Genomic DNA, 20,845 nt, shown 5'->3' with positions numbered 1-20,845 from the left:
TCATCTGTTTGGGAGAGACCGCCGGGGTGGTGTCGGGCTTCAGTTGATAGACATGCACAAATGCCTTGTGACCGGCGTCATAACAGCTTCTGTCACCACATTATTTTTCCTTCGACCCTTGTATTATTCAGCAATCAACCATGATACGCCCAAAATCAAAATGCTATAATTGAGAAAAAATGTGAAAGAAAGCAGCGTGTGAACTATGAAACTATCCTTTTTGACCAGTAACACTTTTATCGATCCGAACGGTCAGAATATTAAGGAAATATCGATTCTTGTTGATCAAATCGTCAAATTTGTCATAGAGCACGCAAGCAACGCCGGGAATCACCGCACTTTGCCTTCTCCGGAATCATCACATTACGGCGATATACCCGAGACCGGAATCGAATTAGAAGAGCTCTTAAAAAAGTTGCAGGCGATTGTAAAAGACTCCATGAATCCTCTAAGCCCGAATTATATAGGGCATATGGATTCCATACCGACTCTAATGTCTTGTCTGGGCGAATTCGTCAGCACTTCAATAAATAACAATATGCTGAGCCTTGAAATGTCGCCTGTCTTTTCGAAGATGGAAGTACAGCTTTTGGGCACCATTGCCCGTATGTTCGGATATGATGACAACTCAGGGGGTGTGATGACAAGCGGCGGAAGCCTCGCGAATCTTCAAGCGCTTGCAACAGCGCGAAACTATCAATTGAAGGTAAAGGAATCGGGGGTATTCGGTCTTTCCGGACAGCCGGTCATCTTTGCTTCGGACGTCAGCCATACTTCCTTGCATAAAGCAGCGATGCTGTTGGGCCTGGGTACCTCCAGCATAATCCCGGTGAAAAGCAGCAGCGATTCGAAAATGGATCTTGACGATTTAAGAAAGAAAATCAGGCAGGCAAAAAATGAAGGCAAGATTCCTTTTGCAATTGCAGCCACGGCCGGTACGACGGTAACAGGAAGCATCGATCCCATTCGATCGATCGCTGATATCGCAAAGGTAAACGGATTGTGGCTGCATGTCGATGCGGCATACGGAGGAGCACTCATTTTTTCAGATGCTTACCGCGATAAGCTGAACGGAATTGAAATGGCAGATTCCATCACATTCAATCCGCAAAAATGGATGTACATTGCGAAGACTTGTGCAATGGTTTTATTCAAAAATCACGGCGTTTTGGAAACCGATTTTCGCATTTCCGCCCCTTATATGAATGAAACAGACTTTACTAACTTGGGCGAAATCAGTGTTCAGGGCACGCGGCATGCGGATATCCTAAAGTTATATTTATCGCTTCAGCACATTGGATTAAAAGGCTATAGGGAGCTGTTGCATGAAAGCCTCGCATTAAAAAACGAGTTTATCAAGCAGGTGAAACAGCGCCATTATCTCGAACTGTCCAGCGAGCCGGATACAAACGTTGTCTGCTTTAGAGGCATCCCGCATAACCTTGATGAAGCTCAATGGGATAACTGGAATCTTGAATTGCAGCAGTTTTTGTTGAATGAAGAAAACGTCTTCTTTTCATTGCCTGCATATAGGGGAAACCGCTGGCTCCGTGCCGTTTTGTTAAATCCTTTTCTCTCAAATATCCTTATTCAAAGGGTTTTTGAAAAAATTGATCAGTTTTATGATCAGGAGATACCGCGTTAAATGAATAAACAGACTTTGAAAAGGAGGAGAAATATGACAAGGAAAGTTGGCACAGAAGAAGCCATTCAAAGATGGAACCGATTTGCCGATGCATATGCCGCCAATCATACCGAACTTGGAGACATTCACAAAGAAGTGTTTTTAAATCCTGCTATTTTTTCTCTCATTGATACGGTAAAGAATCAACGTGTGCTCGATGCCGGGTGCGGTGAAGGGTATTTCAGCAGGCTGCTGGCCAAGGCCGGAGCGAGTGTAACGGCTGTCGATTACTCACCGAGAATGATCGACATTGCCAAGGAAAGGACGCCGGATGATTTGCCGATTAAGTATCGGCACGGGAACTGTGAAGACCTGAATATGTTAGAAGACAAAAGCTTTGATTTGATTATATCGAATATGGTCATGCAAGACCTTGCGGATTATGAAAAAGCGTTTCAGGAAATGCATCGGCTGCTGACAGACCGCGGATTTTTTATTTTTTCGATTTTGCATCCCTGCTTCATTACCCCGGAAAGCGGCTGGGAGAAAACAAAAGACGGAAAAAAACTGCATTGGAATGTAGACCGGTATTTTTATGAAGGTACATACGAACAAAAGCTTGGCGATCGGGAGAATATGCTGTTCTTCCATAGAACCTTGACGAGCTATATTAACACTTTGATGAAAACGGGCTTCATGCTGGAAGGCATAGTAGAACCAAAGCCATCAGAAGAAATGCTGAAAAAATATCCGTCATTTGAAGAAGATTTCAGATGTCCTGATTTTATCGTTTTTAAATTAAAAAAGCGTTAAAAGCAAGCATTTGAAACAAGAACGATTAAAAGTAAAAAGTATTCATTTTTCTTTTGCAAACTTCAAAAACAAGAAAAATATAACGATTACGATACAATAATTCAACGGATTTATAAAAATATTCATATTTAACGATATTTGCAATAAAATCCACAATATAAAAATTACGATTATAGAAGGTAATATTAACTTATTCATATGGAATCACCTTTTTATATATCAGATTAAAGTAACGAGGGATTTCTCTTTCCCTCGTTATTTTTTTAAACAGTTAATCAAAGCAAGATGCTGCAGCACCAGTCAATCCTCCACCGACGCCGCCAACAATAGTTCCTACAAGGCCAGCACTAACCGTTCCAACAATCGGTATCGTTACAGTACCAACAGCTGCTCCTGCTAATCCCCCTGTACCTTCGCCTGTAACAGCTCCTCCAGATGTTCCAAGTACACATTTTGCAACTGATTGTGTTCTGAACATATTGCTGCTATTCCTTTTTATCACCTTTACTAATAGTCCATTATCGTTTTTTCATATTCTAAATCTACCGGATTATCATTTTTGTCTACAGTACGACTTGGCAATGTCTCTTTTTTGCCAGTGATACTATCAATCACTGTTACATCACCATTTGAATTCATAACCACTTCAGAATGATAAAATGTTAATTCAAGTTCACTGTCATTTATTTTTCTAATTGTTCCCAAACTTTTAGATTCTTCAGCATTAGCCACAGAAACTGAATTCATAGATAAAGTAAATAATAGAGTGAAAGCTTTCTAAAAATGTTACAAATTTTTTCATAAAGAAGCTCCTTCCCAATGTCCAAAGCATAAATTAACATAAAAATTAAATAGCTTCCATGGGATTTCAAAAGAAAACTACAAAACCTTTTTTATTGCTATTTGGTTTTAAATACCTCTAACGAAGTCTTTATTTCTATTTTTATAGAAGAGCCTATTCTCCCTTTGTTATACCAAAATCCCCCTCTATTAAAAATCGCAAAAAAATTCTCCAACTCCTCATATCCCATACATTTAAGGGAAGAACGGAATTCCGTAGACCAAGTCTGGAGCTTCTGTAACAGCTGTCGATGAGTTACAAATGATTTGCCGATTGAGTATGATGAGAAGGAATTCTAATTAAGGATGGCCGGCCGCGGTTTCATTAAATGTCTTTCCTAAGTGGATTCATTTTCTACAAAACAAAGAATCGCCCTTAGACATTAAGGGCGAGCTTCGATAATTAATGATTTTGCGGAATTTACAAACTCCAATTTATCCTGTGCTTTATGCTTTCTAAGAATATGTTCGACAGCATCTGTGGCCGCCTGTAAAGCTTCTATGTTGGAGCCGTACCATATTTGTCCGAACCCCAGGTCTTCCAATTCACGGACACCTGCGGACAATCGTTTTGAAAAATCGAATGGAAGGTCAGGCCAAAATCTCTCATTTCTTTCAATTTGAAAAGTAAAGGATGCATTTTCTCCTGGAACATCCATGATTTGAATTTCAGCAGCAGGGACTCCCCGAAAGCAAAAGCTGTATTTTTCTAATTTGTAAACGACACTCCCTATATGGTCATGCTTTAACGGATAATCTGACATTTCCCGGACCGCCTTTCCGCATTGATTTGGGAAGCTTGATAATGGGTTACTTTAGATTTCTTTTTGTAATCGGAGAGACAATAGATCTTGCAGCAGAATTCTCGCTCCTTCAGGGCTTAACACAATCCCGCCTGATAAAATTTTATTATCATCCGACACCGTACCGGTAACAAAGCACGCTTTGCCTTCTAAATATTTGCGCAATATGACTTTTTCATCTTCAACAAATATCTCTATTGAATCTTGTTCGTTAATTTTTAATACTTTTCTTATCCTTTTAGGTAAAACAATTCTTCCTAGTTCATCCATTTTCCTAATAAATGCTGCTTTTTCCAAAAAAACATCCTCCCTATCTTTTTTGAATTTTTCCTGTATACTCAGGCAGAATGATTTTTCAGATAAATTCCGAAGGCATTAACACCTTAGCTGCATATAAATCAATTTTTCCGCAGCCGGCACATACGACAGCGACGGAAGGAATCGCTTCAGGCCTAACATTCAAAACAGAAGAATAATCTTGCAGATCCAGCCTTACATATGGGTCTATTATGATCGCTTCATCATGATTGCAATTTGTGCAGGGTTTTATAAGGCCTTTCTTTATCATTGCTTTTTTTATTCTGCTTTTTAATTGTTCCATATATTTCACCTCTTACCTGAAAGGCTGATTAATACGAGCAGCGAAAACGAGCATAACTACATCAAATCATAATTCTTCATCTACAGCCAACAGGTTTTACATATTTCACTGTAACCCATCAAAAACCTCATCGAAAGAAAATCGAATTTTTAGATTTAAATAAGTCGCAGGGAGTCCTGCGACTTATTATCAAACTCTTTTTCCATAAATGATGTACCGTTTCGGGGCATTGCCGATATACGAAAAGGGATAGCAAGTCGTAAGAATGAGCTCCTCTTTGTCATGCTGCAGCGTAATGATGGATGTATCATTTTTATCTACGATTTTTGTCTTTTCAATTTCATATGAAAAGCTTCCATAAGGCAGCAAAATCTTCAATTGATCCCCTCTTTTTAGTTCACCCGTTCGCCGAAAGACTGTATCCCGATGGCCTGACAAAACAATTTGTCCATTATCATTTGGATAGTAGCTGCCTTTATAGTGCCCGACTCCTTTTTCCAAATCATCCGCATCCGTTCCCTCCACAATCGGAAGCTCTGCGTTGATTTTTGGAATCTCCAGAATACCGGCTGCTTCGCCGAACTTGGGTTTGAATCGGCCTCGATCTGCTTTTTGAGGCTGCTCGATTGCGAGTTTAGCTGCTTCTAATGTTTGTTCCGTCTTTTTGCTTGTATCCATCACTTTCCAGACGCCATAGCCAATAAGGACGAGTCCGGCTGCAATGATGAGGATGGGAAGATTCTTTTTCACGACGGAGATTAGACACTTCTCTTTCTTCTCAAGTACCAAAGGGCCGATCCAACTAACAGCAATCCTAAGCCGACAAGAATCAGATTAAATGTATTTGTAGCAGTATCCGGAAGCTCATATACTCCGCCTGTCTTCTTAGCTTTATCTTTCGGTTCAGATGGACTTGGCTTTTCTGGTTTTTCAGGCTCTCCTTGGTTATTAGGCTCGGGATCCTTCGATTCAACCGTAATGTCTGTTCCCGGTTTATCCGGTGTATCGATATTTCCCCCGTCCACAGATGCAACGTTTTTAATCGTTTTGCCCGCATAGCCGGTCTCGATTTTCGCTTGGAATGTCACCGTTCTCCATTCCGTATCGCTTACATCTCCAAAGTTCGCTGTAACCTTGCCGTCTGCAAATGTACCTTTACCGCCATGGCTCACTTTTAGGCTGCCTTTTACATATGAAAGGCCGGCTGGAAGCTTGTCTGAGATGACCAGGTTTTCAACTTTGCTGTCCGTGACCGTATTGCGGGTTTTAATCGTGTAGACCACCGTATCGCCCGCTTCATACTTTTCCTTATCAGAATCTAGGTTTTTCGCTGTTTTCTCAGATTCTAAAATTGGATCACGCGGATACACTTTCACTTCATGGCTCGGCTTGTCAGGTTTGTCAACATTGCCGCCGCCGATCGTCGCTGTATTGACAATGTCTTTGCCCGTTTGACCCGCTTTGACTTTCACTTCGAAGGTCACCGTATGCCATTTCGTGTCGGCGACATCGCCAAATTGGCCCGCAACCGTTCCTTCTTCATAATAGCCATGATCATCGTCTTGGTCGTCGCTTACCGCAGTGCCGTCTACTTTCAATGTTCCTGGAATATATTCAAGGCCTTCTGGTAACGCATCCGAAATCGTAAGGTTTTTCACCAGGCTGTCTTCAATTGTGTTTCGGGTCTGGATTGTGTAAAGAAGCGTGTCACCGACTTCAGGGTGATCCGCATCGGTGTTCCCTTCAGCTTTTTCTTGAAGGCTTGCCGTTTTCTTTGATTCAAGCTTAGGATCTTTTGGATCAACTTTGATGTCCGTTCCCGGTTTATCAGGATCATCGATGTTTCCGCCGTCAACGGCTGCCACGTTTTTAATCGTTTTACCAATATAGCCGGACTCGATTTTCGCCTGGAACGTCACAGTCCGCCACTCTGTGTCAGTGACATCGCCGAAGTTTGCTGTGATCTTTCCGTTTTCAAATGTCGCTTCGCCGCCGTTGCTCGCTTTTATGCTGCCTTCGACATATGTCAGGCCGGCTGGAAGTTCGTCGGAAATGACGAGATTTTCTATCGTACTTTCAGTTATCTTATTGCGTGTCTTAATCGTGTAGAGGACCGTGTCTCCTACTTCAAATGTATCCTTGTCCGAATCAAGGTTCTTTGCCGTTTTCTCAGATTCTAAAACTGGATCACGCGGATAGACTTTAACTTCGTGATTCGGCTTATTAGGCTTGTCAACATTATCGCCGCCGGCGGTTGCCGTGTTGACAATATCTTTCCCTGCTTGGCCAGGCTGCACCTTCACTTCAAATGTCACATGATGCCATTCCATATCGGTGATATCACCGAATTGGCCGTTTACTTTGCCGTCTGTATAATCGCCCTGATCATCGCCCTGTGCGTCAGTTACCGCTTTACCGTCCACTTTCAATGTTCCCGGAACATATTCAAGGCCTTCCGGAATCGCGTCTGAGATCGTAAGATTTTTTACGAGACTGTCTTCCGAAATATTTCGGGTCTGAATCGTATACAGAAGCGTGTCCCCGACTTCAGGATGGTCTGTGTCTGTATTTCCTTCAGCTTTTTCCTGAATGGACGCGGTTTTCTGCGATTCGAGCTCCGGATTACGCGGATAAACTTTCACTTCGTTGTTCGGCTTATCCGGATCATTGATATTGTCTCCGTCTACGTTTGCCGTGTTGACAATATCCTTACCGGATTGGCCGGACTTTACCTTCGCCTGGAATGTCACGGTATGCCATTCGGTGTCCGTTACATTGCCGAACTGGCCTGTCGCTTTGCCTTCGGCGTAATGGCCTTGATCACCGTCTTGGGCATCGCTTACCGCTTTACCGTCCACTTTTAAAGTACCCGGGACATATTCCAAACCTTCCGGAATCGCGTCTGAAATGGTGAGATTTTTTACAATACTGTCTTCAGAGGTATTTCGGGTCTGAATCGTGTACAGAAGCGTATCTCCCACTTCCGGATGGTCGGCATCTGTGTTGCCGTCCCCTTTTTGTTGAATGGATGAGGTTTTCTTTGATTCAAGCTTGGGTTCATTAAAGATGATCGGCGTCGTTACTTCATTTGATTCCGTTTGTTCATCTTTATTCGTTAATAAATTGTCGTAGTTAATTTGCGCCTTGTTATTAACTTTTGTAACGTCGTAGTCCGTTAGCGTTTTCACTTTAAATTGAACAGTGACCCCATTAGGCAAATCCGTCGCATTAGGCAAATTCCCCAGTTTGACGTTTACCTTACTGCCGTCAAAATGGCCTTCGTCACTGTCAGATGCATCAGTTAGATTTTTAGCGGTCGAACCGTTGATCAATTTTAATGATCCAGGGACATATTTCGTACCCTCTGGGATGAGATCTGTGAAGCTCGCATCTGATGCGATGTCTCCGCCTTCGTTCTTGATTTGAACCGCATATGTAAGCTCATCCCCGGCGTGAACTTCTCCCTGTGGAGAAACCGTTTTATGCGCTGTGACACATGGTTCTGTACCCAGGAAAATATCATCTAAAAAGTTTCCGATTCCTACGCTTCCACTGGCTGAACTCACCGCTTCAAAACCGAACCGGGTTGTAGTCTGTCCTGTTGGTACAGTATAAGAACCTGTATGAGTTCCCCATCCTGTTCTCCCATCAGACATTTGTTTTTGGACGACGGTATCGTACGGGTTCTTAGTCGCTGCTCCAATTCGAACCTGCATGGTGTCAACCCCTGCCCGCCCCATGTGGGATAGGCGCCAATAAATGGTTTGTCCAGGCGTTGTCTTCACATCTTGATACAACATCCCGTTTTCAAAGGCGTTTAATTCCGCCCACCGCTTTCCATCAGGCGGTGCAGAATAATACTTTGCACCAGAAGGAAGATTCTGAGCATGGTTCCATATTTCAATTACTTTATAGCCAGCTGCATCATCAGTCGTCTTCCAGCCAGGAACCTCGGATTCGTAATAATAGATACCCGAACCATTGACTGCCGATCCTCTGGCAGCTCCTTGTTCAAAGCTTCCGTTAATCAACGCGACCGGAGCCGGGCAAGCATTTTCTGCCGCTGCCGCTTGAATTGCACCTGTATTTTCCTCAGCATGCACTTGAGTTGGGAAAACAGTAGCCGACATGTTACTTGCAACTAATAAAAAGATCGCAAATAGCATAAAGTATTTTCTAAGATGTAGTTTGTAAGATCTAGACAGAAAATCTTTTCGCATCAATTCCTCACTCCAATAGTCATTTTTTCACAGATGATATTTGCCGTAACGGTTGCTGAAATATCATATTTCGACCTGATATTTTCAAATCTGTTCTCTATATGCCCCCTTCCAATAAAAACTTACCAAAATAGTTTTATATTTCACAATATTACAAAATATTTATATTTAAATTCAAAAAAACGGCAAATTTGGTTATTAATTTACTTGTCAGTTATTAATAAATGGAAATTCTCAAGATGATTTAAGATCATTTTTATGACAGTTTTTGAAACCGACTTGTTTTGAGAGTCTTGATTCCAAACTAAAACTTATGACTAAACCGAAGTATGAACATTTAAGCCAACAAAGAGCTGTATCCTTCTCTCGCATATTCCTATTTAAAATCTTCCTTCTCTGTAAACCAATAGTACCAAGAAGAATGAAAACACTGAATGTGACGATACACTCAAATTTCGCGAACCGAATTAAAGCCAAAGGGCATCCAATATATAGTTTTTTACCAGTCGTAGTTCTGTCTATCCTTATCTTTTTTTTCATTCTTCAAGTCGGGTTCTCAACTCAGATGCTTTACATCTCATCAAAGATATTTGCTAATAACCGGTTTCGTGAATTTCCAATTTTCCGGTTCATCATTTGTATTTTTATGAAAATATTTGGTTCGTTTTATAAAAAAATGTTAAGGGGTGTTTTTCAAAAAAATTTTTTTGAAAGCTGTTAATGCAAAAAAAACAGTGTTTAAGGGGAAAAATATAGTGATTGATGCTGAACATAGGAACCAATCCATGAACGAATGTCGTGCATCCAATTAATCTTGCCGTAATGCTCTACAAAGGAGGTGCTGGCAAATCGTTTTTTACAACCAATCGATTTCTTGAAAAACTTTTGCCAATTCATCGCATTGCTCAAGTGGTAACTGACCGCCAGTGAGTAAGCAGCTATGTAGAAAATTCAAGAAGCAGTGATATCTGGTATATTAAATGTAGTAAAGACAATACTTATAAAAAAATTGGATAGAAAGCAGGTGATCCCATGCCAACGAACAGATTAATCAATGAGAAGTCACCATACTTACTCCAACACGCCCACAACCCCGTCGACTGGTACCCCTGGGGCGAAGAAGCCTTCGAAAAAGCAAAACGCGAAAACAAGCCGGTACTTGTCAGCATCGGCTATTCGACTTGTCATTGGTGCCATGTCATGGCTCATGAAAGCTTCGAAGATGAAGAAGTTGCGAAGCTCCTGAATGAAAAATTCGTCTCTATTAAAGTGGACCGCGAGGAGCGTCCTGATGTGGATTCAATTTATATGACGATCTGCCAGATGATGACGGGGCAGGGCGGCTGGCCGCTGAACGTGTTTTTAACGCCTGATCAGAAGCCGTTTTATGCGGGTACATATTTTCCGAAGACGAGCCGGTTTAACCGGCCGGGGTTTGTTGAGGTGGTGAAGCAGCTTTCCGATACCTTCGCGAAAAACCGGGAACATGTTGAGGATATTGCCGAAAAAGCCGCCAACAACCTGAGAATCAAAGCGAAAAGCGATGCCGGCGATGCGCTCGGCGAAGACATGTTGAGGCGGACGTATCAACAGCTGATCAACAGCTTCGATGCGGCATACGGCGGTTTCGGAAGCGCACCGAAATTTCCGATCCCCCATATGCTGGCATTTCTGCTTCGCTATCATCAATACAGCGGCGAGGAAAACGCGCTGTACAGCGTGACGAAAACGTTGGACAGCATGGCGAACGGCGGCATTTACGACCATGTCAGCTACGGGTTCGCCCGCTATTCGACAGATGACGAATGGCTCGTTCCCCACTTTGAAAAAATGCTTTACGATAATGCTTTATTGCTGATCGCATATACTGAAGCCTATCAAATCACGAAAAACGAACGGTATAAACAGATTTCCGAGCAGATCATCACATTTGTCCGCCGCGAAATGACCGATGACAAAGGCGCTTTTTATTCAGCGCTTGATGCCGACACGGAAGGCGTAGAAGGCAAATATTATGTGTGGTCAAAAGACGAAGTCCTTGAAACGCTTGGAGATGAACTCGGCGAATTGTATTGCGCTGTCTACAACATCACGCAAGAAGGGAATTTTGAAGGCCGCAATATTCCAAACTTGATCTACACCAGGCTGGAAGACATTAAAGATGAATTCGCGCTGACAGATGAAGAGCTTCAGAACAAGCTTGAAGAAGCGAGAACAAAACTTTTTGAAAAACGGCAGGAAAGAACGTATCCCCATGTCGACGACAAAGTGCTGACATCTTGGAACGCTCTGATGATCGCGGGTCTTGCCAAAGCGGCGAAAGTCTACAATGCGCCCGAATACCTGGAGATGGCACGGGCGGCAGTCGAGTTCATCGAGAATAAATTGATTCAAGACGGACGCGTCATGGTCCGCTACCGTGACGGCGAGGTGAAACATAAAGGGTTTATCGATGACTACGCCTTCCTGCTGTGGGCCTACATCGAATTGTATGAAGCATCCCTTGATTTAACCGATTTGCGAAAAGCCAAAAAGCTCGCCGCGGATATGACCGGGCTGTTCTGGGATGAAGAGCACGGCGGTTTTTATTTTACGGGAAGCGATGCCGAGGCTTTGATCGTGCGGGATAAAGAAGTATACGACGGCGCCCTCCCGTCCGGAAACGGCGTCCTGGCCGTGCAGCTGTCCCGGCTGGGTCGGCTGACCGGCGATTTATCGCTCCATGATCAAGCGGCAAAAATGTTTTCGGCATTCCATGGAGATGTTTCCGCTTATCCAAGCGGCCATACAAACTTTCTCCAAGGCCTGCTGAGCCATGTCATGCCGCAAAAAGAAATCGTTGTGCTCGGAAAGCGCCATGACCCGGACAGACAGAAGATCGTAAGCGCTTTGCAGCAGGCCTTCCAGCCAAACTATGCCGTCCTCGCCGCAGAATCGCCTGACGATTTCAAAGGGATTGCCGACTTTGCGGCCGAATACAAAGCAGCCGATAACAAAACGACTGTCTATATTTGTGAAAACTTCGCCTGCAGACAGCCGACGACGAATATAGACGAAGCGCTCGATCAGTTGGTTTAAACGGATGCCATCATGGGAATAACATCTGAAAACACCTAATCGAAAGGGGTTATGACCATGAAGCAAAAGAATCTGATCTCAGGTCTCGCCGTTGTCGCCGGAGTCACCGCATATATGCTCAAAGACGAAACAAACAGACAAAAACTGAAATCGTACTTGCAAAGCGTCAAAGAAAAGATCCCTTACTTTTCGGAAAAACACAACGTAGATTCATTCCCGGTTGAAAAAGCAGGCCATCCGTCTCCGCATGATATCGAAGATAACAAAATGGTATCGGAAGGATCCATGTACCCTGTTCAATACTACGACGAAAAGAAAAAATAACAATGTATGAGCTGTCATATTTATGGCAGCTTTTCTACTGCCGTTCTAAAAACTGCAAGCGGATTATAGATATAAAAATCCAAAAATAAAAGCCGCCCGGTCGGCAGCCTCTTCAAACCTTATATTTTATTTTCATAGCAATAATGATTGACAAGCTCTTCAATTAAATCATGTTCTGGAAACTCTCCGTGAAACTCAAAGGGAATCTCCTCGACAAACCGGCCGCGCCGGTATACATGGATGGCGCCGTTTTGTCTGGTCACGCTGTATTCCGGTTCAAACGTGTATCCGTTCCGCTCTATTGCACCCATTGATCATGACCGCCTTTCAAAACAACAGTTCATACACTTCGTTTAATTCTCTTGTTCGTTTATGGTCCTGTTCATTCAGCGCATATTTCATCTCATGTTCAAGCACTTGATTCAGAAATTCCATTTCCCGCTCCTCCAAGTGCTCGACAAACTCTTCCTCATTGGCATATCGCCCGGAAACGATTTTTCTGTAAATGTTTTGTCCTATGCCGTGTTCAAGGTGATTCGACAGTGACTCACGGAGGTAGCCCAATGTTGTGTCCATGATTCAATCTCCTTTTTTACCTTATAGGTTGGGTGAATTCTTGATGATTCATGCATGAGCGGCCCAAATTTTCAATAAGAAAAAGGCGATACACCATGATGCTGTGCAGATAAAAATTTTCTCTTTCCCACATGGTAAGCGCCTAAAGCCAAGAAGACTGAACACGCAGCAATAAGAAAGACGGCTTTTCCGTCTTCATTGGGGGCATTACGGAGTTCAGCCCGCTGATTAAAGGAAAATTACTTTTTGAAGATGACATGCTATTCGTAGTCAATCAAAAACATAAGTTTGCCTCACAACACGTGGCATTAGAGGTGATTATAAAAGAACCTTTCGTCTTTCGCGAGGAAGGAAGTTTTTCGCGGGAAAAATTGATCTCGCTATGCAACCTGCATAACGCGGGAAAACCAAATATGGGTGTACAAATAAACGGATTAAACGAAACAATCAGAACAGTTATGGAAGGATACGGTGTAACATTCGTATCCGCTCTTGAAGTAAACGAATATATCGCCCGCGGAGACATTGCAAAGGTTCATGTTGATAAAGCCGTAATAAAGAACCCGATTTCACTATGCGTAAGGGCGGAAGATCATCTATCTCCATCTGCCCTTAACTTTATTCAAATGATCGATTCGACCGATGAATGTTAAATCCTTTTAAACGGACGTCACCTTTCACTTTCCGTTAAAACGGGTTCTTTACAAAACTCGACCGGCTGAAGAACGCCGTAAACTGCCGGGGATTGTACTGTTGAATATTATTGAGCGCATGTTTGGTGAGGTGTTTTAGTAGTCAACAGCAGCAGACGGGCCGTCTCAATGTGTGAATCAATGGTTTTCAATATATGGCAACAACACAAGGAGCCGGCAGCTATTCTCGGGGCGGTGTTCGCGAGGATGGCAACTTCCTCCAATCGTCATGCGAAGCTCCATTTTGTGGCCGGAGGCAGACTTTCTTCTGGATTTAGACCTATATGTGGGATAAAACCAGATCCCAGCTTAAAAAACTAACTGCCCACTGTCCTAAAACTGATCCTGCATGATGAAATCATCACTTATAAGATATACGTGGCCTTTTTCGTTATCTTACAAAGGATATTTTTAAAAATGCCAAAATTTCCGAATAAAAAGTGGTATGATTTTTGGTAGAAAGGACGGCTGGTGCCTGTGGTCAAAAAACGGGTCAATTTTTCTCTGCAAACAAAAATTATGGGCTTGATTGCAGCACTGCTTATCTTAGTAATCGGCTTGCTGACAGTCACGTTTGCCGTTCAGCAAACAAAAGAAGGAAGAAAACAGTCCGAACAGCTTGCCGTTCAGACTGCAAAAACCATTTCCTATATGCCTCCGGTAAAAGAGCTCTTTCAAGAGAAGCGCGGGCATAAGGAAGAGGCGCAAGAAGTCATTGAACAGATGAAAGAACAGACTGACGCCTATACTATTTATGTCCTCGACGAAAAGGGAGAGATTAAAATCGCCTCGGAAAAGAGAGGAGAAAAGAAGCTGACAAGAAGCAGAAAGATCTTGTTCGGCGGCTCTCACATCTCTGAAACAAAAAACGATGGCCGCATAGTGATCAGAGGAAGTGCGCCGATTATCCAGGAACAAAGTGGTTACAGCAAGGTCATCGGCAGTGTGTCTGTTGATTTTCTATTAAACGAGACAGAACAAGGCATTAAAGAGAATGTAAGAAAATTGAGCTTCATGGCTGTTCTCGTTTTGCTTTTAGGATTTGCGGGTGCCGCCGCTCTTGCCAAAAGCATTAGAAGGGATACGCTTGGCCTTGACCCCCAAGAGATCGCATCTCTTTACCGTGAACGAAATGCGATGCTGCGTGCGATTAAAGAAGGGATCATTGCCACCAACCGCGAAGGAGTCGTCACAATGATGAACGTATCGGCAGCAGAAATGCTTAAGCTTCCCGAACCTGTGGTCAACCGGCCAATTGATGACATCATGCCCGGAGCCGGACTAATGTCTGTCCTTCATCAGGAGCAGATGTTGCTGAATCAGGAGGTCTGCGTCAACGATCAAGTCTTTATTTTAAATACAAAAATGATGCTCCAAAACGGGCAAACTTACGGAATTGTCGTAAGTTTCCGTCAAAAGACCGAATTAAAAAGGCTCATTGACACGCTGACAGAGGTGCAAAAATACTCTGAAGATCTCCGCGCGCAAACACATGAATTCTCAAATAAGCTTTATGTGATCCTAGGTCTGCTTGAGCTAGGTGAGTATGAAGCAGCGATCGACCTGATTAAAGAGGAATACGCCATTCAAAATGAACAGCACGATATTTTATTCAAAAACATTCATTCACAGCAGGTGCAGGCTATCCTGTTGGGCAAAATGGGAAAGGCCTCAGAGAAAAAAGTTAAGTTGTCCATTGATGAAAACAGCACGCTTGAGCCGCTTCCTGAGCATATCGGGATGTCTCATCTCATTACGATTATCGGGAATTTAATTGATAACGCTTTCGAAGCCGTAGCTGAGCAAAATGTGCGGCTTGTTTCATTTTTCATCACGGACATCGGCCGCGATATTGTCATAGAAGTGTCTGACACAGGATGCGGCGTGGCGCCTGATAAGATGAAAGCCATCTTTGAAAGAGGATATTCTTCAAAGGGAATGAAGAGAGGCTACGGGCTGGCCAACGTAAAGGAATCTTTACGTGAACTCGGCGGTTGGATAGAAGTTTCCAATCAAAAAGGCGGCGGAGCGGTGTTTACCGTTTTTATACCGAAGGAGAAGCAAACACGAAAGGGGGAATCCATTTGATTGATATCCTGATCGCAGAGGATGATTTCCGTGTAGCGCAAATTCATGAAAGATTGATCGAACAGCTTGATGGATTCAACATTATCGGTAAAGCGGCCAATGCCAAAGAAACAATGGAAATTCTCGAGGTCCAAAAGGCCGACTTGCTGCTATTGGATATTTACATGCCGGATGAGATGGGCACAGAATTGATTCCTGTCATTCGAAACCGCTTTCCGGAAGTGGATATCATGATCATCACAGCAGCAACCGAAACATGTCATTTACAGGAATCGCTCCGGGCGGGAGTTGCGCACTATTTGATTAAGCCTGTGACTGCCGAAAAATTCAAACAGGTGCTGCTTCAATATAAGAAAAAAAGGCAAACACTGCTTTCTCAGCCACAGGTCAGCCAATCAATGATTGACCAAATCTTCGGAGGCTGCTCCAGCGGATCCCGTCAAGCTGAGGATTTGCCGACAGGTATCAATTCGATTACACTGCAAAAAATCAGGGATGTTCTGCGAGACGCAGCCAAAGGAATGACAGCCGAAGAACTCGGTGAAAAAATGGGGGCTTCACGTACAACAGCCCGCCGCTATGCCGAATATCTCGTGTCAAAAGAAGAAGCGTGCGCTGAGCTGGAATATGGAATTATCGGCAGACCGGAGAGAAAATACTATTTGGCGGATAAATAAACATGAAGAACTTTGCGATCATATTGATATGTCTATCGATCTTAATTTCGGGAGATGAAAGACAATCGTCCGCCCCGCGTCCCCCGGATGGGCCGGTTGAAATCGTCGTACCTGCTGAGCCTTCCGGCGGCTGGGATTTAACGGCTCAGGCGATACAATCCGTCCTTAAACAAAAACAAGTGATAAAAAGCGACGTGAAGATCGTTTATAAACCCGGAAGCGGAGGTGACAAAGGCTGGAAGTATATAAATAACAGCGATACGTACACCATCGGCATGACATCCAGCTTAATGCTCAGCAATTACATTCTCGGACAGAGCAAACTGAAAACAGACGATTTCACCCCGCTGGCGATTCTTGCAAAAGAATGGCAGACGATCGCTCTTCCAAAAGGAGCGGAAATAAAGAGCGGAAAGGGTTTGCTGAATGAGATCAAAAAGAATCCCGGCAAGGTAAAAATCGGTTTTTCCCCTGGACTTGGAAATGATGACCAGCTGTCATTCGTCAGGGCGGCCGATATGTACGGAGTTGACCCTTTTAACATTCAATATTTACAGTATGAAAGCAGCGAAGAGCTCATTCAGGCGCTTATCAGACATGAAATTGACGCCGCTTCAATGACTCTATCAGAAGCTAAAACATATGAACGGAGCGGCAGCATCACACTTGGGGCTGTTACTTCAGACAAAAGGCTTCCCGCTTATCCGCATGTACCGACGTGGAAAGAGCAGGGCATCCCGTTTGTATTTTCCCATTGGAGAGGTGTATTAGGCCCGAAAAATATGACCAAAGAAGAAATCTCCTACTGGGATCAAGTGTTTAAAAAGATCACATCTTCGCCGGAATGGAAGCAGAAAATAAATGAACAGGAATGGGAAAGCTATTATTTAAACAGCAAGGAGACAAAACGATTCCTTGAGGAGCAATCAGCATTTTATCAAAACATCATGGCTGGGGATTAACCGGGTATTTCGCGTCTGCGGAATACTTTTTTTATGTACTTAAAAATGGTCAAAAAGAACAAAATGGTTTTAAAAAATTAAAAATACATAAAAACCAAATTATTTACTTCAGAAAGTTCTTCTCATATGATGACAAAAAGGCAAGGCTTAAGGGGAACCGGAGAGAAAAAAATGTAAGCGGATTCACATGAGAGGGGGATAACTGTGTTAGCAATTTTAGGCTTTTTCATGATGCTTGTGTTTATGGTATTGATCATGACAAAACGGCTTTCTGTTCTGACGGCATTGGTCTTGACACCGATAGTGTTTGCGCTGATCGCCGGATTCGGATTCAGCGATGTCGGCGACATGATGGTTTCTGGAATTCAGCAAGTCGCGCCAACCGCAGTTATGATTATGTTTGCAATTTTATATTTCGGGATTATGATTGATACTGGCCTGTTTGATCCAATGGTCACAAAAATATTAAAAATGGTCAAAGGCGATCCGTTAAAAATCGTCGTCGGCACTGCGGTGCTCACGATGCTAGTCGCATTGGACGGAGACGGATCAACAACATATATGATTACAACGAGCGCGATGCTCCCGCTCTATTTGCTGCTTGGCATCCGCCCGATTATATTAGCGGGAATCGCAGGAGTCGGCATGGGGATTATGAATACGATTCCATGGGGAGGCGCAACACCGCGGGCAGCGAGTGCGCTCGGAGTTGACCCGGCTGAATTGACCGGCCCGATGATACCTGTCATCGCAAGCGGCATGCTTTGTATGATCGGAGTTGCGTATATGCTCGGAAAAGCGGAGCGAAAACGCCTCGGCGTGATTGAACTCAAACATCCGGCTGGTGCCAATGAAACGGCCGCTGCTGCGGAGGATGAGTGGAAGCGTCCGAAGCTTTGGTGGTTCAACTTATTGTTGACGCTTTCATTGATAGGGCTTCTTATATCAGGAAAAGTAAGCTTGACCGTTCTGTTTATTATCGCGTTCTGCATCGCATTGATTGTCAATTATCCAAACCTCGATCATCAGAGACAGCGAATTTCGGCGCATTCGAGCAATGTATTGGCTATCGGCTCCATGATATTTGCCGCAGGGGTCTTTACCGGAATACTAACAGGCACAAAAATGGTAGATGAAATGGCGATTTCGCTTGCATCTATGATTCCTGAACAAATGGGCGGCTTTATTCCGATGATTGTAGCCTTAACAAGCGGCATTTTCACTTTTCTGATGCCAAATGACGCGTATTTTTACGGAGTGCTCCCGATTTTATCAGAAACCGCTGTCGCATACGGTGTTAATAAGGTCGAAATTGCAAGAGCCTCCATCATCGGCCAGCCGATTCACATGCTGAGCCCGCTTGTGCCTTCAACACATTTGCTTGTTGGGCTTGTCGGGGTTTCCATCGACGATCATCAAAAATTTGCGATAAAGTGGGCGGTGCTCGCTGTCATCGTGATGACAGGATGCGCGCTTCTCATCGGATCCATAACAATTTATTGATTGTGTTGATCGCTTCAATGTCCTTATGAGGACCGATACACGTATCGCGTCAAACCTTTTCACATAGCAGCTTTTTTTCAGCTTGCAGAGACACTCCTGTTTTCTGCGGGCTTTTTCTTTTGGAGGGAAAAAGATCTCCCTTATACCTTTTCATAAGACTTTACTGTGTGGCTTGGCGTCTTCATGAATCACAACATCTTTCGGACCCGGTGTTGGATATGCCGTTGCTTGAAATGGCACCCAGAGGCGCGCCGGAGTGGGCGGGTTTCCGCCCATCATTGGCGCCCGTATTGAAACACAGCCAAGCTTATAAAAAAAGAACCAGGAGCTGGTTCTTGAGCATAGCGCCTGAGAAGGCTGCCAATAACATCTCGACAGCCCCAAGCCCTTAAAAATTTCATTATTTATTCCCATCAGCTGAGGCACGCTTGCCAATTCCAAACACATAATAGCTGGCGGCAACAACCGCAAGGAAAATAACCCCGACAATCAGAGACACGCGTGTGTCATTGTTGAACCACATGCCCACCAGTACCATAAGCAGGAAACCAATCGTCAAATAGTTCGTCACTGGGGCGAAAGGCATTTTGAACGGATGTTTGTCAATTTCAGCTCCTTTTGCTTTTCTGAATCCGATATGGCTGAGCAGAATGACAAACCACGGAATCATCCCCGGGAGCACGCTCGCACTGTATACATACACAAAAATATTAGGCGGCGCAATATAATTTAAAACGACGCCGATTGCCAAACCGATCAGGACGGCAATCGTCCCGTATAACGGCACGCCATTTCTGGAAATCTTCGTAAAGAATTTTGGCGCTTGGCCGTTTACTCCCAATGTATAAAGCATGCGGCCCGCACTGAAAATGCCGCTGTTGCAGCCGGACATTGCCGCCGTAATGACGACGAAGTTAATAATGCCGGCGGCCGCCGTAATTCCGACTTTCGCAAAAGTGGATACAAACGGACTTCCAATTGCATTCAGCTCATCCCAAGGATAGACTGTGACAATCACGAAGATGGCGCCAATATAGAAAATTAAAATACGCCAAATAATACTTTGGATCGCGTGTCTCAGCGTGTTTTGCGGATCTTTTGCCTCCCCCGCCGTAATCCCTATCAGTTCGACCCCTTGATAAGCGGCGATGACCAGTGACAGCGCAAAGAAGAATCCTGAGAAGCCGCCTGTAAAGAAACCGCCGTGCGACCAAAGGTTTGAAAACCCGATCGCTTGTCCGCCGTTGCCGAATCCAAAGAAAATAATCCCGAGCCCCGCTGCAATCATTAATACAATTGTAACGATTTTAATCATCGCAAACCAAAATTCAAACTCACCAAATGATTTAACAGAGACAAGGTTTGCTCCACCGAGAATCGCCATTGCGATAATGCCCGGTATCCAAGCGGGCAGATCCGGAAACCAGTACTTCATGTACTCCCCGACGGCGATGATCTCGGACATCCCAACAATCACCCACTGAAACCAGTTGCTCCACGCGGTCATATATCCAGCCAACGGATGTATATATTGATGGCCGAATGTCGCAAATGAACCGGTGCTTGGCTCTATATATAGCATTTCCCCCATTGCACGCATAATAAAAAAAATAAAAATTCCGCAAATGGCATAAGCAAGCAGGACGGAAGGTCCCGTCCACTTTATCGTGCTAGAAGATCCCATAAATAAACCGACACCGATAGTGCCGCCAAGCGCAATCATTTGGATGTGGCGCGCGCCCAGGCCTCTCTTCAATTCTTTGTTCGCCACTTCTTTTCCTCCTCTTACACGGCTGATGTCACCCAAAAACTATATGATGACAAAGCATCTTCCTCGTATTAAGTAGTAATAAAAATCTGATAATTCCAATTAAGTATATATCTCAAAATTCACTTATTCCATCATAATAAATTCCCTCCAAAAATACAATTGTTTTTTCCAGGAAAACAAATTTTACTCTATCTATTTATTAAGAAACAACTATCCCAATATAAAGAATATTCTTATAATATAAAAAAGCAGTACGCATCTTGAATAACCAAT

Annotated in this window: 19 protein-coding genes and 1 pseudogene; 9 read left to right on the top strand and 11 right to left on the bottom strand. The window is 43.6% G+C overall.

Features of this window, described 5'->3' with window-relative positions:
* Positions 1-205: 205 nt before the first annotated feature.
* Both MHI30_RS01290 and MHI30_RS01285 read left to right on the top strand, forming a co-directional pair.
* Positions 206-1,645 (top strand): aminotransferase class I/II-fold pyridoxal phosphate-dependent enzyme, encoded by a 1,440-nt coding sequence (locus MHI30_RS01290; RefSeq protein WP_075753579.1) that lies wholly within the window; start codon positions 206-208, stop codon positions 1,643-1,645.
* 33 nt (positions 1,646-1,678) lie between these two features.
* Positions 1,679-2,437 (top strand): methyltransferase domain-containing protein, encoded by a 759-nt coding sequence (locus MHI30_RS01285; protein ID WP_075753577.1) that lies wholly within the window; start codon positions 1,679-1,681, stop codon positions 2,435-2,437.
* 42 nt (positions 2,438-2,479) lie between these two features.
* Here the strand turns inward: MHI30_RS01285 and MHI30_RS01280 are convergent, their stop codons facing one another.
* The 8 genes from MHI30_RS01280 to MHI30_RS01245 form a co-directional block, all read right to left on the bottom strand.
* On the bottom strand, positions 2,480-2,635 hold the full coding sequence (locus tag MHI30_RS01280; protein ID WP_237562692.1) for a hypothetical protein: 156 nt from the start codon (positions 2,633-2,635) through the stop codon (positions 2,480-2,482).
* Between the two features lie 73 nt (positions 2,636-2,708).
* On the bottom strand, positions 2,709-2,915 hold the full coding sequence (locus MHI30_RS01275; RefSeq protein WP_237562691.1) for a hypothetical protein: 207 nt from the start codon (positions 2,913-2,915) through the stop codon (positions 2,709-2,711).
* A gap of 29 nt (positions 2,916-2,944) precedes the next feature.
* Complete coding sequence (locus tag MHI30_RS01270) at positions 2,945-3,169, bottom strand: hypothetical protein (protein ID WP_237562690.1); 225 nt, start codon at positions 3,167-3,169, stop codon at positions 2,945-2,947.
* A gap of 491 nt (positions 3,170-3,660) precedes the next feature.
* Positions 3,661-4,041 carry a hypothetical protein gene (locus MHI30_RS01265; RefSeq protein ID WP_075753575.1) on the bottom strand — a complete coding sequence of 127 codons (381 nt, stop codon included), beginning with the start codon at positions 4,039-4,041 and terminating at the stop codon, positions 3,661-3,663.
* Positions 4,042-4,092: 51 nt separating this feature from the next.
* Positions 4,093-4,377, bottom strand: coding sequence for an AbrB/MazE/SpoVT family DNA-binding domain-containing protein (locus MHI30_RS01260; protein ID WP_305954532.1), 285 nt, complete (start codon positions 4,375-4,377; stop codon positions 4,093-4,095).
* 58 nt (positions 4,378-4,435) lie between these two features.
* The gene (locus tag MHI30_RS01255; protein ID WP_035337421.1) at positions 4,436-4,681 is read right to left on the bottom strand and encodes a hypothetical protein; all 246 of its coding nucleotides are present in this window, start codon (positions 4,679-4,681) and stop codon (positions 4,436-4,438) included.
* 189 nt (positions 4,682-4,870) lie between these two features.
* Positions 4,871-5,431, bottom strand: a complete 561-nt coding sequence (locus tag MHI30_RS01250) for a class D sortase (protein WP_075753571.1) — start codon at positions 5,429-5,431, stop codon at positions 4,871-4,873.
* Between the two features lie 8 nt (positions 5,432-5,439).
* Positions 5,440-8,847, bottom strand: coding sequence for an isopeptide-forming domain-containing fimbrial protein (locus MHI30_RS01245; protein WP_075753569.1), 3,408 nt, complete (start codon positions 8,845-8,847; stop codon positions 5,440-5,442).
* Between the two features lie 1,086 nt (positions 8,848-9,933).
* On the opposite strand from MHI30_RS01245, the gene MHI30_RS01240 reads away from it, so the two are divergent.
* Both MHI30_RS01240 and MHI30_RS01235 read left to right on the top strand, forming a co-directional pair.
* Positions 9,934-11,979 (top strand): thioredoxin domain-containing protein, encoded by a 2,046-nt coding sequence (locus MHI30_RS01240; protein WP_075753567.1) that lies wholly within the window; start codon positions 9,934-9,936, stop codon positions 11,977-11,979.
* Between the two features lie 57 nt (positions 11,980-12,036).
* Entirely contained in the window at positions 12,037-12,303 is a 267-nt protein-coding gene (locus MHI30_RS01235) for a hypothetical protein (RefSeq protein ID WP_075753565.1), read from the top strand.
* Between the two features lie 119 nt (positions 12,304-12,422).
* Here MHI30_RS01235 and MHI30_RS01230 read toward each other — a convergent pair whose 3' ends face one another.
* On the bottom strand, positions 12,423-12,614 hold the full coding sequence (locus MHI30_RS01230) for a YbxH family protein (RefSeq protein WP_003178500.1): 192 nt from the start codon (positions 12,612-12,614) through the stop codon (positions 12,423-12,425).
* A gap of 16 nt (positions 12,615-12,630) precedes the next feature.
* Positions 12,631-12,879, bottom strand: a complete 249-nt coding sequence (locus MHI30_RS01225; RefSeq protein ID WP_003178498.1) for a hypothetical protein — start codon at positions 12,877-12,879, stop codon at positions 12,631-12,633.
* A gap of 197 nt (positions 12,880-13,076) precedes the next feature.
* On the opposite strand from MHI30_RS01225, the gene MHI30_RS01220 reads away from it, so the two are divergent.
* The 5 genes and pseudogenes from MHI30_RS01220 (at position 13,077) to MHI30_RS01200 (ending at position 18,801) form a co-directional block, all read left to right on the top strand.
* Positions 13,077-13,532, top strand: a complete 456-nt coding sequence (locus MHI30_RS01220) for a LysR family transcriptional regulator substrate-binding protein (RefSeq protein WP_305954535.1) — start codon at positions 13,077-13,079, stop codon at positions 13,530-13,532.
* A 516-nt stretch (positions 13,533-14,048) separates the two neighbouring features.
* Positions 14,049-15,663: pseudogene (locus MHI30_RS01215) on the top strand (sensor histidine kinase).
* Positions 15,656-16,336 (top strand): response regulator, encoded by a 681-nt coding sequence (locus tag MHI30_RS01210; RefSeq protein ID WP_075753563.1) that lies wholly within the window; start codon positions 15,656-15,658, stop codon positions 16,334-16,336. Before MHI30_RS01215 ends, MHI30_RS01210 begins: the two are co-directional and overlap by 8 nt.
* A gap of 2 nt (positions 16,337-16,338) precedes the next feature.
* Positions 16,339-17,298: a tripartite tricarboxylate transporter substrate binding protein gene (locus MHI30_RS01205; protein ID WP_075753561.1), complete on the top strand. Its 960-nt coding sequence runs from the start codon at positions 16,339-16,341 to the stop codon at positions 17,296-17,298.
* Positions 17,299-17,502: 204 nt separating this feature from the next.
* Entirely contained in the window at positions 17,503-18,801 is a 1,299-nt protein-coding gene (locus MHI30_RS01200) for a citrate:proton symporter (protein ID WP_075753559.1), read from the top strand.
* 400 nt (positions 18,802-19,201) lie between these two features.
* On the opposite strand, the gene MHI30_RS01195 is transcribed toward MHI30_RS01200, so the two are convergent.
* Positions 19,202-20,572: an amino acid permease gene (locus MHI30_RS01195; RefSeq protein ID WP_075753557.1), complete on the bottom strand. Its 1,371-nt coding sequence runs from the start codon at positions 20,570-20,572 to the stop codon at positions 19,202-19,204.
* Positions 20,573-20,845: the final 273 nt, after the last annotated feature.

Origin of the sequence: Bacillus sp. FSL L8-0528 (assembly GCF_038593085.1) — a bacterium.
GTDB classification, from domain to species: Bacteria; Bacillota; Bacilli; order Bacillales; family Bacillaceae; genus Bacillus; species Bacillus paralicheniformis.
The sequence above is the reverse complement of the archived record's forward strand: the minus strand, read 5'-3'. Positions and strand labels throughout refer to the sequence as shown.

Excerpts from the sequence above, each read along its gene's own strand:
- MHI30_RS01230 (WP_003178500.1), bottom strand. The coding sequence starts at position 12,614 with ATGGGTGCAATAGAGCGGAACGGATACACGTTTGAACCGGAATACAGC.
- MHI30_RS01205 (WP_075753561.1), top strand. The coding sequence starts at position 16,339 with ATGAAGAACTTTGCGATCATATTGATATGTCTATCGATCTTAATTTCG.
- MHI30_RS01225 (WP_003178498.1), bottom strand. The coding sequence starts at position 12,879 with ATGGACACAACATTGGGCTACCTCCGTGAGTCACTGTCGAATCACCTT.
- MHI30_RS01265 (WP_075753575.1), bottom strand. The coding sequence starts at position 4,041 with ATGTCAGATTATCCGTTAAAGCATGACCATATAGGGAGTGTCGTTTAC.
- MHI30_RS01245 (WP_075753569.1), bottom strand. The coding sequence starts at position 8,847 with ATGCTATTTGCGATCTTTTTATTAGTTGCAAGTAACATGTCGGCTACT.
- MHI30_RS01255 (WP_035337421.1), bottom strand. The coding sequence starts at position 4,681 with ATGGAACAATTAAAAAGCAGAATAAAAAAAGCAATGATAAAGAAAGGC.
- MHI30_RS01235 (WP_075753565.1), top strand. The coding sequence starts at position 12,037 with ATGAAGCAAAAGAATCTGATCTCAGGTCTCGCCGTTGTCGCCGGAGTC.
- MHI30_RS01240 (WP_075753567.1), top strand. The coding sequence starts at position 9,934 with ATGCCAACGAACAGATTAATCAATGAGAAGTCACCATACTTACTCCAA.
- MHI30_RS01280 (WP_237562692.1), bottom strand. The coding sequence starts at position 2,635 with ATGAATAAGTTAATATTACCTTCTATAATCGTAATTTTTATATTGTGG.
- MHI30_RS01290 (WP_075753579.1), top strand. The coding sequence starts at position 206 with ATGAAACTATCCTTTTTGACCAGTAACACTTTTATCGATCCGAACGGT.
- MHI30_RS01275 (WP_237562691.1), bottom strand. The coding sequence starts at position 2,915 with ATGTTCAGAACACAATCAGTTGCAAAATGTGTACTTGGAACATCTGGA.
- MHI30_RS01285 (WP_075753577.1), top strand. The coding sequence starts at position 1,679 with ATGACAAGGAAAGTTGGCACAGAAGAAGCCATTCAAAGATGGAACCGA.